The sequence below is a fragment of the Mangrovicoccus algicola genome (assembly GCF_014903745.1).
Taxonomy (GTDB): domain Bacteria; phylum Pseudomonadota; class Alphaproteobacteria; order Rhodobacterales; family Rhodobacteraceae; genus Mangrovicoccus; species Mangrovicoccus algicola.
Map to the genome: position 1 here is coordinate 44,438 of NZ_JACVXA010000015.1, position 12,806 is coordinate 57,243.

Below are 12,806 nucleotides of genomic sequence, written 5' to 3' on the forward strand. Positions count from 1 at the left end.
GCAAGCTTTGTAAAATAAAATGGCCGCACCGTCGGTGCAGCCAGAGGAAGCTCTCCCGAAATTGAGGAGCTTTTGAGAGGCTTGGCCTATGCGCCGGTGCCGCGCAGGACCACCTGGACGGTCCGCAGGATCACGCCCAGGTCGGTGCGCAGGGACATGCGGTCGTAATAGGCCGCGTCGTAGCGTGCGCGATCGGCGAAGCTTGTCGCGTGGCGGTCGCCGATCTGCCAGAAGCCCGTGATCCCGGGCTTCAGCGCGTAATAGGCCTGGCCGGGATACATCTCGCGCTGGCTGGGCAGCATCGGGCGCGGACCGACCACGCTCATCTGGCCGAAAAGCACGTTGAGGAATTGCGGCAGCTCATCCGCGGAGGTCTTGCGGATCAGGCGTCCGACGGGGGTGATGCGCGGATCGCTGGTCAGCTTCTGGCAGCGTTCCCATTCGCGGCGCGCCTCGGGGTCGGCGGCAAGATGCTCCAGCAGCCTGCTTTCTGCATCCACCACCATCGAGCGCAGCTTGATCATCGAGAAGACCCGTCCGTCCTTGCCCACGCGGCGCTGGATGAAGAACGGGTTCGACCCGTCCAGCGCGACGAGGCCCGCGAAGAGCAGGATCACCGGCAGGATGACGGGCAGGATGCACAGGACAAAGGCCAAGTCGAATACCCGTTTCAGGACGGTGCGGTACGGGGATACGGAAGGGGTATGCTCTATAATGTCGGTGACATCGCGGGCGGATGTCTGAATATGGATTGTCACGCTTTGACACCTTTCTAAAAGAAAAACTTCTACTCAGGATGACGGGCGTTGGCAGGCGCGCCTGCCGCATGGTTAATTCAATATTAGCCATAAAACCCCGTAAATCAACGGAGTTGCCAGTCGAACCGAAAATATAGTTAAGATGTTAAGGCACTGTTCTTGATTGATAATATTAGATTTTCGAGCAGTGCGTCCGTTCTCCTCCCTATCATGTCATCGCAGCGTGTTCAAAAGCTGCGTATTTTTTGAAGCGATTGTTGAGCTTTTTTGAAGATAATACTGCACAATCTTAAGATATTATTTCCGCCGTGCAACTACTTTCTCGACGCGCGCCCGGGCGAGTCGCGAAATTGCGACCTTTTGCTGCGACGGCGAACATTCAAAGAGACCCGCAGGTGAGTTTATGCAAGGCATTCACTGTCCGGGCGCGCGCCGGGACGCAGGCGGGTGTGGCGCCGGGCACAGGCGACACCGGCCCGGCGGTCGTATAAGCTGGGACATCATGAACAAGACGGCTCCATGAACAAGACGGCTCCTACAGACATCTACAATACCCATTTCGGGTTTTCCGAGCGGCCGTTCACCCTGCTGCCCGATCCGGAATTCCTGTTCTGGTCCCGCGATCACCGGCTGGCCTTCACGATGCTGGAATACGGAATGATGACCCGCGCGCCGATCACGGTCATAACCGGCGAGGTCGGGGCGGGGAAGACGACGCTGCTGCAGTACATGCTGCGCACCCTGGGCGAAGAAGCCGATATCGGCCTGATCTCGAATGCCCAGGGGGGGCGCGGAGAGCTTCTGCAATGGGTGCTTCACGCGTTCTCCGTACAATTTGATCCGAATTTCAGCTACGTGCAGCTGTTCCAGCAGCTTCAGGAGCATATGCTGGATGTCTATGCCCGGGGACGACGCATGGTTCTGATCATCGACGAGGCTCAGAACCTGACGCCGGAAACCGTCGAGGAACTGCGCATGCTGACCAATATCAACAGCAACAAGGACGAATTGCTTCAGCTGGTGCTGGTCGGCCAGCCCGAATTCCGCGACATGATCCGCCAGCCCGGCCTCCGCCAGTTCCTGCAGCGCGTGGGGGCCAGTTTCCATCTGGGTCCGATGTCGCCGCAGACCGTCGCCGAATACGTGGCGCACCGTCTCGGCGTCGCGGGAGGGACGGGCGCGGAGATCGACCCTGCCGCCATTCCGCTGATCCACGAGGTCACCGGCGGCGTGCCCCGGCTGGTCAACCAGATCTGCGATCTCGCCCTGGTCTATGCCTTCTCCGCCGACCAGCCTGCCGTCACCGAGCAGACCGTGCGCTCGGTTCTGGATGACGGCGTGTATCTTGGCGGCTTTGCGTCCGAGAGGAACCCCACGCAATGAAAATCGACTTTTCTTATTATATTTCAATCTTCTGGCGGCGTTTTCACTATTTCTTCGTGATTGCGGTGTTCTTCTCGGTGATCGGTGTCGCCGTGGCGATGGTCATGCCTGCGGAATATTCGGCTTCGGCGCGCATGCTGGTCGAGTCGCCGCAGATTTCCGACAAACTGGCCGCCTCCACCGTGAATGTCGTCGCCAACGAACAGCTGCAGGTGATCCAGCAGCGGGTGATGGCCCGCGCCAACCTGATCGACCTGGCCAACCGGATGGATGTCTTCGCCGACGAGCCCGGGCTGCCCTCCGGCGCGATCGTCGAGCAGATGCGGGACAGGATAGCCTTCACCATCCATGGCGGGCGCAACGAGGCGACCTTCGTCGACGTCTCCTTCCGGGGCGGCGACCCGGATGTCGTGGCGCGGGTGGCGAATGCGCTGGTGACGCAGATCCTCGACGAGAATGTGCGCATGCGCACCGTCGCCGCCGGGGATACGATGGAGTTCTTCCAGAACGAGGTCGATCGCCTGGGCGTCGAGCTGGATGACCAGAGCGCCAAGATCCTGCAGTTCAAGTCCGCCAATGCCGACTGGCTGCCGGAGCAGCGGGAGTTCCTGTTCTCGCGGCAGGAGGCGATGCTGGGACAGGTGCGCGATCTCGACAGCCAGATCGAGTCGCTGCGCCAGCAGAAGCAGAACGCCCAGGACCTGTTCGATGCCACCGGCGCGACCGGCGCGGGACGGCAGCTTTCGCCGGACGAGGCGGCGCTGGCAGAGGCGCGGCGCGATCTCGACAATGCCCTGGCGGTCTTCGCGCCCGACAATCCTCGCCTGAAGGTCCTCGAGGCGCGGGTGCGGCAGCTGGAGTCGCGGGTGGCCACCAGTGCCGGGGCGGCGGGGGGCACGCCCCAATCGGTCCTCGACGTCCAGCTGGCGCAATACGATCGCAGCATCGCCGACCTGGAGGCCGCCCGCGACTCGCTGCGCGCGGAACTGGGCCGGATCGAGGAGAACCTGAAGAAGATCCCCGCCACCACCGTGACGCTGGACGCGCTCCAACGCGATTTCGAAAGCACGCAGGGCCAGTATCAGGAAGCGGTGTCGCGACTTTCGGCGGCGGAAACGGGCGAGCGGATCGAGCTGGGCGGCAAGTCCCAGCGCATCAGCGTGGTCGAACAGGCCACCCGGCCCGCCAGCCCCTCCAAGCCCAACCGTCCGCTGATCGCGGCGGCCGGGGTCGGCCTGGGCCTGTCCCTGGGGCTGGGCTTCGTCGTTCTGCTGGAGCTTCTGAACCGGTCGATCCGCCGGCCCGCAGAGATCAGCGACAAGCTGGGCATCGCGACCTTCGCCGTCATTCCGCTGATCCGCACCGAGACCGAAACGCGCCTGCGCCGGGTGGTGATCTTCGGAACGCTGCTGATGGTGCTGATCGCGATCCCGGTCATCATCTGGGCGCTGCATGTCTATGTCGTCCCGCTCGACAGTCTTGTCGAACGGATCGCCAACAAGTTCGGGATGAGCGTTTCGGCCCGCTGACCAGTCGCGTGTCCGGAGCCAGGAGGTAGATCAATGGAAAGACTTCAGAATGCCCTCCAGCGTGCCCGCGAGAAGCGCGGCGGGCTGTCCGGCCGGGAGGCCGCCCCCGCCAGGAGCCCCCGCGCCGCGGCCGATGACGCGGCGGTGGCCGCCCGCTGGGCGGCGCTCAAGCCCTTCGTGCCCAATCCGCGCGACCTGCAGCACAGCCGCGTGGTGTCCTTCTTCGGCAAGCAGCAGGCCGGGCCTTTCGACATGATGCGCACCAAGGTGCTGCAGCAGGCGAAGGCCAAGGGGTGGAAACGGCTCGTCGTGACCTCGGCCACGCCGAAATGCGGCAAGACCACCATCACGGCCAACCTCTCCTTCAGCCTGGCGCGGCAGTCCGATCTGAGGGTGATGGTCATCGAGCTGGACCTGCGCCGCCCCAGCCTTGCCCGCGTGCTGGGACTGAAGGAGCCGCATTACTTCGCCAAGGTCCTCGCCGGGCTCGAACCGGCCGAGCAGCACCTGGCCTGCTATGGCGGAAACCTGGCCTTCGGCACGAACCTGGCGGCCGAGGCCAATTCCTCCGAGCTGCTCCAGAGCGCCCGCACGCGCGAGGTGCTGACCGCGCTGGAGGAAACCTACCGGCCCGACCTGACCATTTTCGACACCGCGCCGCTGCTGGCCAGCGATGACACGATCGGGTTCCTCGAACATGTCGATGCCGCGCTTCTGATCGCGGCGGCCGAGCAGACCACGATCGACGAACTCGATGTCGCCGAAAGCGAGATCAGCGAGATGACCGAGGTGATGGGCGTGGTGCTGAACAAGACGCGCTATGCGCCCAGCGGCTACGGCTACGAATACGGCTACGGTTACGGCACCTATTGAGCCGGGCAGGGCGGTTCCGGCCGCCCGGGCCGCGGCCTTCCGCCGCGCCGCTTCTTGCTGGGCCGGGATGCAGCCTCTATGTGCATCCCATGAAGCCGGTTTTCCCTTTTTTCCGCCGCGCGCCGCGCGTGAACGTGATCCACCTGCAGGGGGTCATCGCCGCCAGGTCGAGGGGCAATGCGCTCAGCGACCGTGCCCTTGCCCCGCTGATCGAGAAGGCCTTTGCGCGCGGGCGCCCCTCGGCAGTCGCGCTCGTCGTGAACTCGCCCGGCGGCAGCCCGGTGCAATCCTCGCTGATCGGCGCGCGCATCCGCCGCCTGTCCGAGGAAGAGAAGGTCCCCGTCCACGCCTTTGTCGAGGACGTGGCGGCCTCGGGCGGCTATTGGCTGGCCTCGGCTGCGGACCGGATCTGGGCCGATCCCTGTTCCGTGCTGGGGTCGATCGGGGTCATCTCCTCCTCCTTCGGGGCGCATGAGCTGATCGCCCGTCACGGGATCGAACGGCGGGTGCATACCGCCGGCCAGTCCAAGAGCATGCTGGATCCGTTCCGCCCCGAGGCGGAGGAGGACGTGGCGCGGCTCGACGGGATCCTGTCGCAGATCCACGAGGCCTTCATCGCGCAGATCCGCGACCGGCGCGGACCGAGCCTGGCGCAGGACCGGGACCTGTTCACCGGCGAGGTCTGGATCGGGCAGAGCGCGGTCGATCTGGGGCTGGCCGACGGCATCGCGCATCTGAAACCGAAGATGCAGGAGCTGTTCGGAGAGAAGGTGCGGTTCTCCGTCTTCTCCCGCCGCCGCGGGCTGATCCCGGGTCTCGGGGCACGGATCGCGGGGGATCTGGGACTGGCGATCGAGGAACGGGCGCTCTATGCCCGCTACGGGCTGTGACGGCGTGATCAAGATCGTCACTCTTTTCCTGATCGGCATGGCGGTGCTTGCCATGTTCGGCAAGCTGCGCCTGCCGCGCCGCCCGAAAAGCCTGGGGGCGCCGCGCCGGTGCCCGCATTGCAACAGTTTTCTGATCGGCCGCTCTGGCTGCAACTGCGATCAAGGTGAAAAGTGATGATGGATTGGGTCTATACCGGGCTGGGTCTGGTGATCCTGCTGCTGGCGGGCGATGCGCTGGTGAAGGGGGCGGTGAACCTCGCCCTGCGGCTGGGCATCCCGGCGCTGATCGTGGGGCTGACCATCGTCGCCTTCGGCACCTCGGCGCCGGAACTGCTGATCAGCATCCGGGCGGTGCTGGATGGCGCGCCGGGCATCGCCCTGGGCAACGTCGTCGGGTCGAACACCGCGAATATCCTGCTGGTGCTGGGCATTCCCGCCCTGATCGCGCCGATCCTCACCAGCCAGTGCGACACGCGCAAGACCTATCTGGGGATGCTGGCAGCCAGCGTTCTGTTCATCGTGATCTGCTTCTTGGGGCCGATCACCTGGATCCACGGGCTGGTCCTTCTGGCCGGGCTGGCGCTTCTGCTGTGGGACCAGGCGCGCGATGCGCGGGCCCACCGTGCCCAGGGCGAGGCGGCCGTTGACGAAGCCGAGGATCTGGAGGGCGCCGATCCCGCCATGCCGGGCTGGAAGGTCGGGGTCTGGCTGGTGCTGGGCCTGATCGGCCTGCCCCTGGGGGCCAACCTGCTGGTTGAAGGGGCGGTCAATATCGCCCGCGACTTCGGAATTTCCGAAACGGCGATCGGGCTCACGCTGGTGGCGGTGGGCACATCGCTTCCGGAACTTGCCACCACCGTCGTGGCCGCCATGCGCCGCCATGCCGAGGTGGCGCTCGGCAATGTCATCGGATCGAACATGTTCAACCTGCTGGGCATCATGGGGGTGACCGGCCTGATTCGGCCGGTGCCGGTGGAGGCCCAGTTCCTGACCACCGACCTGTGGGTGATGCTGGGCGCGTCGCTCCTGCTGATCCCCTTCGTGCTGATGGGTCGCAACCTGACCCGTCTTGCCGGGGCGGGGCTGCTTGCGCTTTATGCGGGCTACCTGGCGATCGTGCTGGGCTGAGGAGGACGGACATGGGCATCGCGCTGATCACCGGGGCGGGAAAGCGGCTGGGCCGGGCCATGGCGCTGAGCTTGGCGGAGCAGGGGCATGACATCGCCGTGCATTACGCCAGCTCCGCCACCGAGGCGGAAAGCCTCTGCGCGGAGCTGCGCGCCATGGGCCGCGAGGCGCGGGCCTTCCGGGCCGACCTGACGGTGGAGGCCGATATCCAGGGCCTGGTCCCCGCGGTGCGTGCCGCCTTCGGGCGGCCGCTGACGGTGCTGGTGAACAATGCCTCGATTTTCGAATACGACAGTATCGCCAGTGCCACGCGGGACAGCTGGGACCGCCATTTCGAAAGCAACCTGCGCGCGCCCTTCGTGCTGATCCAGGCCTTTGCCGCCCAGGTGCCCGACCCGGTGACGGATGCCGCGGGCGAGCCGGTGGCGCAGGGGGTCGTGGTCAACATGATCGACCAGCGGGTGCGCAAGCTGACGCCGGAATTCACCACCTACACCCTGGCCAAGGCGGCGCTGTGGACCCTGACGCAGACGGCGGCGCAGGGGCTGGCGCCCCGGGTCAGGGTCAACGCGATCGGGCCCGGGCCGACCATGCAGGGGGCCCGGCAGAGCGCCGAGCATTTCGCGGCGCAGCGGGCCGCGACCGTGCTGGAACGGGGGGCCGATCCGGGCGATATCTGCGCCGCGCTGCGCTATCTGGTCGAGGCGCGCAGCGTCACGGGGCAGCTGATCTGCACCGATGGCGGTCAGCATCTGGCCTGGCGCACGCCCGACGTGCTTGGCGTCGAGTAACCCCGCCCGTCCCAGTTGTGCACCGGTCGCAATGTCTTCACGGAATGTTTAAGGAATTGTTAGAAAACTCAGCTTCTTACGGCGCTGCCGAAAAAGTTTTGTTTTCTTTCAATGCCTTGAATTTTGGCCCAAGTTTTGGGCAATTCGGGGAAGGACCCGTGAAACAACGGAAAATCCCATCTGCCCATAAGTTTTCGACAGACTTATCCACAGGTTCCGTGGGTATGTTCGCCCTTGAGATCGCGGCTGAAAGCAGGCAGGGCTCGGGGAATCACGGAAAGCTGCCATGACGCCCGAAACCGATCGCACCGAGGCCGCGCCGCTGACGGGCCATGCCCGGATCGCGGATTACCTGCGCAACCTGGAAACGGCGCCGGGCGTGTACCGCATGCTCGACGACCAGCAGCGCGTCCTCTATGTCGGCAAGGCGCGCAACCTGCGCGCGCGGGTCTCCAGCTATGCCCGGCCGCAGGGCCATTCCCCGCGGATTGCGCGGATGATCTCGGAAACAGCGTCGATGATGTTCCTCACGACGCGCACCGAGACGGAGGCGCTGCTGCTGGAGCAGAACCTGATCAAGCAGCTGAAGCCGCGCTACAACGTGCTGCTGCGCGACGACAAGAGCTTTCCCAACATCCATGTCAGCAGCCATGCCTTCCCGCAGATCGCCAAGCATCGGGGCAAGAAATCGGCGCCGGGGCGCTATTACGGGCCCTTTGCCTCGGCGGGGGCGGTGAACCGCACGCTCAACCAGCTTCAGAAGGTGTTCCTGCTGCGCAGCTGCAGCGACAGCCAGTTCGAGGGCCGTACCCGGCCCTGCCTGCTCTACCAGATCAAGCGCTGCAGCGCGCCCTGCGTGGGCCATGTCTCGGAAGCTGAATATCGCGGGCTGGTCCGCGATGCCGAGGATTTCCTGGCGGGCAAGTCCACCCGCGTCCAGGCCCAGCTGGCCGAGGAGATGGCCAAGGCGGCAGAGGCGATGGAGTTCGAGCGCGCGGCGGCCCTGCGCGACCGCATCCGCGCGATGACCCAGGTGCAGACAGCCCAGGGCATCAATCCCCGCGGCGTGGCCGAGGCCGACATCATCGCGCTTCACGCCGAGAACGGGCAGGCCTGCGTGCAGGTGTTCTTCATCCGGGCCAACCAGAACTGGGGCAATCGCGACTATTACCCGCGCGTCGGCGAGGGGGCGGGCGAAACCGAGATCATGGAGGCCTTCCTGGGCCAGTTCTACGCCGATCGCGAACCGCCGCGGCTGATCCTTCTGTCTCACGGGATCGAGGACGAGGACCTGATGCTCGAGGCGCTGTCGCAGAAGGCCGGGCGGAAGGTGGAGATCGCCATGCCCCAGCGCGGCGAGAAATCCGAGCTCGTGGCCGGGGCGCTGCGCAATGCCCGCGAGAGCCTGGCGCGCCGCATGTCCGAAAGCGCCACGCAGGGGCGGCTCCTGCGCGGGCTGGCCGAGGCCTTCGGACTGGATGGCCCGCCCCAGCGGATCGAGGTCTACGACAACTCCCACATCCAGGGCACGAACGCGGTCGGCGGCATGATCGTGGCGGGGGCCGAGGGGTTCCTGAAGAACCAGTACCGCAAGTTCAACATCCGCGGCGACGACCTGGTGCCGGGCGACGATTTCGGCATGATGAAGGAGGTGCTGACCCGCCGTTTCAAGCGCCTGCTGAAGGAGGACCCGGACCGGACGCTGGGCCTGTGGCCGGATCTTCTGCTGATCGATGGCGGCGCCGGGCAGGTCAGCGCCGTGCACGAGATCATGCAGGAATACGGCGTCGAGGACATCCCGATGGTCGGTGTCGCCAAGGGCATCGACCGCGATGCGGGCAAGGAGGAATTCCACCGCATCGGCCAGCGCCCCATGGCCCTGCGCCGCAACGACCCGGTCCTGTATTTCATCCAGCGCCTGCGCGACGAGGCCCATCGCTTCGCCATCGGCACCCACCGGGCGAAACGCGCCAAGGCGGTCGGGGCGACACCGCTGGACGAGGTCCCGGGCGTGGGCGCGGCGCGCAAGCGGGCGCTTCTGGCGCATTTCGGGTCGGCCAAGGCGGTCAGCCGCGCCAACCTGGCCGATCTGCGCGCGGTCGACGGGATTTCCGAAAGCATGGCGCAGAAGATCTACGATTTCTTCCACGCCGCAGGCTGAGCAAAGGCCTTGCTCCAAGGGCCGCTGCGCGTGCCGCGGGGCAGGGGCCCGGCTGTCCCTGCGGTCGCCGGAAGGCGCCCGGTCGCGGGACCGGCCGCGCCCGCCGTCCTGCCCGCAACCGCGCCGGTGCAGGGCTGCAGGGTTGCGCGCCGCCCGGGCCGCGGAAGGCTGACGCGCTATCGCGCGCCCTCCGCCGCTGCTAGCCCCGAGAGAAGCGGGCCGAGCCAGGGCGCATAATCCCGCCATTCCTGCGAGGCCCCCGGATAGATCGGGCGCCGCACCTGTTCGGCCGAACAGGTGGTCACCAGGCGCCGCGTCCGGTGAAACTCCAGGCAGGCCGGATCCCAGGGAAGGTCCAGATCCGACAGCAGCCGCGCGGTTTCGCCCCGCTGGTCGGCGCAGAGCGCCTCGTAGTCCAGAACCCGCATGCGGCCGGGAAACCGGGTATCCCAGTCGCCGATCATCTCCGCATAGAGGCCGTGATACAGGGCCAGGTCCCGCAGGTCCTGGGCAAATCCCGTGCCCCGTCCGCCCTGCGGGAAGAAATTGCGGAAATTCGACCAGCACACCGCCACCGGATCGCGGCGCATCCGGATCACCCGGGCCTCGGGAAAGGCGGCGAGGATCCAGGGCAGGTAGAGGAAATTGCTGGGCATCTTGTCCACCACATAGCGCGCGGGCGGGGTCGTGGCGGCCAGCGCCTCCAGATAGGCGGTGCGGATGCGGTTCAGCCGCGCGGCGTCGGGCGGCGCCTCCGGCGGGCCGTCCATGTGGATCGCCGCGGGCAGGGCGTCACGCTCCCCGGCGCCATGGACCTGCGGATGGCTTGCCAGGATCTGCTCGGCCAGGGTGGTGCCGGAGCGCGGCAGGCCGATGACGAAGACCGGGATCCGCACGCTCGGCGGCGCGGGCCGGATCGCCCCGAATCCCGCCGCCGCGATCCGGCGCATGCGGGTGAATTCCGCGATGTCCTCCCGTGGGTCATACCCGGTTTCGGCGCGCCAGGCGGCATTGCCCCGCGCCCAGTGGGCAAAGGCCCCGGCGCGATCCCCGGCGGCATGCATCTGCCGCGCGAGGGCGAAGCACAGGAAGGCCTCGTCCCGCCGGGGCAGGCCGGGCTCGCGCAGCCGCTGCGCGGCGCGCCGGCACAGCGGGTCCCCCGGCGGGCGTGTCGCGCTCCGGCAGGCCAGGTGGATCAGCTCGGCCCGGCCGGGATCGGCGCGCAGGCCGGCGGCGATATCGGCCTCGGCCCGGGCGCCGTCGCCCGCGGCCAGGTGCAGTTCGGCGCGCTGCAGATGCAATCCCGCATCCCCGGGGCGCAGGGCGATCGCCCGGTCGAGACAGGCCCGGGCCCGGGCCGGTTGTCCCAGCTGGACATGGGCCGCCCCCGACAGCGCGAGGGCGGGCAGGTCGTCCGGCCGCGCCACCAGGATCGCGGCACAGAGTTCCGCCGTCTCGGCAAAGCGGCCCATCCCGGACAGCAGCCGTGCCAGGTTGAGCGCCGTGCCGGGATCGCGCGGTGCCAGCTGCCGGGCGGTCATCAGATGCGCCAGGGCGGCGTCGTGCTGGCCGGCGGCGGCCAGAAGTTCCGCCATGAGCGTGTGCAGATCCTGCAGATGCGGACCGTCCGACAGCGCCGCGCAGGCCATCTCCCGCGCCGCCTCCGCCCTGTTCGCCCGCAAGAGCGCCCGGCAGGCGGCAACGGTCGCCCCGATGCGCCGCCTGTCCTCCGGCGCGGTGCGTGTGGTCAGCCGTTGCAGCGCGGCGCGCGCGCGGCGGTTTCCGGGATGGCGCGCCAGCACGCCGAGGTAAAGTTCCGCCGCGCGGCCGGGCGCGCCCGCCCGGTCCAGGCTCCTTGCGCGCCGCAGCACGCTTTCGACTGTCTCCGCTGCCATGTCCTGCCTCTTTCTCCGCCGCGAGGACATAGCGGCAAAGGTCTAAGCCCCGGTGAACCGATGCGCCCTTTCCCTGTCCTGCGCCGCGCGGTAGGAGAGAGCCATGAGATGGACCCTTCCCAATATCCTGACCGTGCTGCGGCTCGTCGCGGCCCCCGGCGCGGCGCTGGCCTTCGCCTTCCTGCCGCGGCCCCTGGCGGACTGGATCGCCTTCGGCCTGTTCGTCGGCGCGTCGCTGACGGATTTCCTGGATGGCTGGATCGCCCGCGCCTGGGGACAGCAGAGCCGCTTCGGCGCGATGCTGGACCCGATCGCCGACAAGGCGATGGTGGTGATCGCGCTGGCGGTGATCCTCGGCACATCGGGCATGGACCCCTGGCTGATCGTGCCCGCCACCGCGATCTTCCTGCGCGAGGTCTTCGTCTCGGGGCTGCGCGAATTCCTCGGCAAGGACGCGTCCAAGCTGTCGGTCACGAAACTGGCCAAGTGGAAGACCACGGTGCAGATGGTGGCGATCGCCATCCTGCTGGCGGCGGGGGGCATGCATCTCCGGGCGGTGGACCTGACCGGCGCGCTGCTGTTGTGGCTGGCGGGGCTGCTGACGCTGGTCACCGGCTGGGACTACCTGTGGAAGGCGCTGCCTTATCTGAAGGAGGAGCCGCGGCCATGATCGACTGCCTTTATTTCGCCTGGGTCCGCGAACGGATCGGGGCCCCGCGCGAGCGGGTGGAGACCTCTGCCGCCACGGTGATGGAGCTGGTGGAGGAACTGCGCGGCCGCGATCCCCGCTACGGGGCCGCCTTCGCGGATCTCTCGGCGCTGCGGGTTGCCGTCGACCAGGAGCTGAGCGGGTTCGACGCGCCGTTGGCGGGGGTGCGGGAAGTCGCCTTCTTCCCGCCGATGACCGGCGGATGAGCGTGCGCGTCCAGAGCGCGCGCTTCGATGCCGGGGCAGAGCTCAACGCCTTTTCGGCGGGGCTGGAGAATGCCGGCGCGGTGGTCAGCTTCACCGGCGTGGTCCGCGACCGCGAGGCGGGCGGCATGGTCGCGATGGAGATCGAGCATTATCCCGGCATGACCGAACGCGCCATCGCGGGGATCGTCGAGGAGGCGCGGCGCCGCTGGGACCTGGCGGATGCGCTGGTCATCCATCGCCACGGGCGGCTGGTCCCGGCAGAGCCGATCATGATGGTGGCCACCGCAGCGCGCCATCGCCTGGCCGCCTTCGAGGCGGCGGAGTTCCTGATGGACTACCTCAAGTCCCGCGCGCCCTTCTGGAAGAAGGAGATCGGCCCCCGGGACGCCGCCTGGGTCGCGGCGAAGGACGGGGACGAGGCGGCGCTCGGCCGCTGGGCCGCGCGCGAGCAATAGCGCCCCCGCCACTGGCAGGGGCGCCAGG

13 protein-coding genes are annotated in these 12,806 nt (G+C 67.4%); 11 read left to right on the forward strand and 2 right to left on the reverse strand.

Annotated elements, in window-relative coordinates:
* Nucleotides 1-86 precede the first annotated feature (86 nt).
* On the reverse strand, nucleotides 87-758 hold the full coding sequence (locus ICN82_RS07520; RefSeq protein WP_193181347.1) for a sugar transferase: 672 nt from the start codon (nucleotides 756-758) through the stop codon (nucleotides 87-89).
* 519 nt (nucleotides 759-1,277) lie between these two features.
* Here ICN82_RS07520 and ICN82_RS07525 point away from each other — a divergent pair.
* From ICN82_RS07525 to uvrC, 8 genes are all read left to right on the forward strand, one after another.
* Entirely contained in the window at nucleotides 1,278-2,141 is an 864-nt protein-coding gene (locus tag ICN82_RS07525) for an ExeA family protein (RefSeq protein WP_193181349.1), read from the forward strand.
* On the forward strand, nucleotides 2,138-3,670 hold the full coding sequence (locus tag ICN82_RS07530; RefSeq protein WP_193181352.1) for a GumC family protein: 1,533 nt from the start codon (nucleotides 2,138-2,140) through the stop codon (nucleotides 3,668-3,670). The genes ICN82_RS07525 and ICN82_RS07530 overlap by 4 nt, the downstream gene beginning before the upstream one ends.
* Before the next feature lie 33 nt (nucleotides 3,671-3,703).
* The gene (locus tag ICN82_RS07535; RefSeq protein ID WP_193181354.1) at nucleotides 3,704-4,543 is read left to right on the forward strand and encodes a CpsD/CapB family tyrosine-protein kinase; all 840 of its coding nucleotides are present in this window, start codon (nucleotides 3,704-3,706) and stop codon (nucleotides 4,541-4,543) included.
* An 89-nt stretch (nucleotides 4,544-4,632) separates the two neighbouring features.
* Nucleotides 4,633-5,433, forward strand: a complete 801-nt coding sequence (locus tag ICN82_RS07540; protein WP_193181357.1) for a S49 family peptidase — start codon at nucleotides 4,633-4,635, stop codon at nucleotides 5,431-5,433.
* 4 nt (nucleotides 5,434-5,437) lie between these two features.
* Complete coding sequence (locus ICN82_RS07545; RefSeq protein WP_226898359.1) at nucleotides 5,438-5,608, forward strand: hypothetical protein; 171 nt, start codon at nucleotides 5,438-5,440, stop codon at nucleotides 5,606-5,608.
* 2 nt (nucleotides 5,609-5,610) lie between these two features.
* Entirely contained in the window at nucleotides 5,611-6,561 is a 951-nt protein-coding gene (locus ICN82_RS07550; RefSeq protein WP_193181441.1) for a calcium/sodium antiporter, read from the forward strand.
* A gap of 11 nt (nucleotides 6,562-6,572) precedes the next feature.
* Nucleotides 6,573-7,352: an SDR family oxidoreductase gene (locus ICN82_RS07555; RefSeq protein WP_193181363.1), complete on the forward strand. Its 780-nt coding sequence runs from the start codon at nucleotides 6,573-6,575 to the stop codon at nucleotides 7,350-7,352.
* Between the two features lie 286 nt (nucleotides 7,353-7,638).
* Entirely contained in the window at nucleotides 7,639-9,513 is a 1,875-nt protein-coding gene (gene uvrC / locus ICN82_RS07560; RefSeq protein ID WP_193181366.1) for an excinuclease ABC subunit UvrC, read from the forward strand.
* 176 nt (nucleotides 9,514-9,689) lie between these two features.
* On the opposite strand, the gene ICN82_RS07565 is transcribed toward uvrC, so the two are convergent.
* Nucleotides 9,690-11,408: a tetratricopeptide repeat-containing sulfotransferase family protein gene (locus ICN82_RS07565; protein WP_193181368.1), complete on the reverse strand. Its 1,719-nt coding sequence runs from the start codon at nucleotides 11,406-11,408 to the stop codon at nucleotides 9,690-9,692.
* Nucleotides 11,409-11,511: 103 nt separating this feature from the next.
* Between ICN82_RS07565 and pgsA the strand changes: the two genes are divergently transcribed.
* The 3 genes from pgsA to ICN82_RS07580 are packed head-to-tail and all read left to right on the forward strand — an operon-like array spanning nucleotide 11,512 to nucleotide 12,778.
* Nucleotides 11,512-12,078: a CDP-diacylglycerol--glycerol-3-phosphate 3-phosphatidyltransferase gene (gene pgsA, locus ICN82_RS07570; protein WP_193181371.1), complete on the forward strand. Its 567-nt coding sequence runs from the start codon at nucleotides 11,512-11,514 to the stop codon at nucleotides 12,076-12,078.
* Nucleotides 12,075-12,323 (forward strand): molybdopterin converting factor subunit 1, encoded by a 249-nt coding sequence (gene moaD, locus ICN82_RS07575; RefSeq protein WP_193181373.1) that lies wholly within the window; start codon nucleotides 12,075-12,077, stop codon nucleotides 12,321-12,323. Before pgsA ends, moaD begins: the two co-directional genes overlap by 4 nt.
* Nucleotides 12,320-12,778 (forward strand): molybdenum cofactor biosynthesis protein MoaE, encoded by a 459-nt coding sequence (locus ICN82_RS07580; RefSeq protein WP_193181375.1) that lies wholly within the window; start codon nucleotides 12,320-12,322, stop codon nucleotides 12,776-12,778. The genes moaD and ICN82_RS07580 overlap by 4 nt, the downstream gene beginning before the upstream one ends.
* The last annotated feature ends 28 nt before the right edge of the window (nucleotides 12,779-12,806 follow it).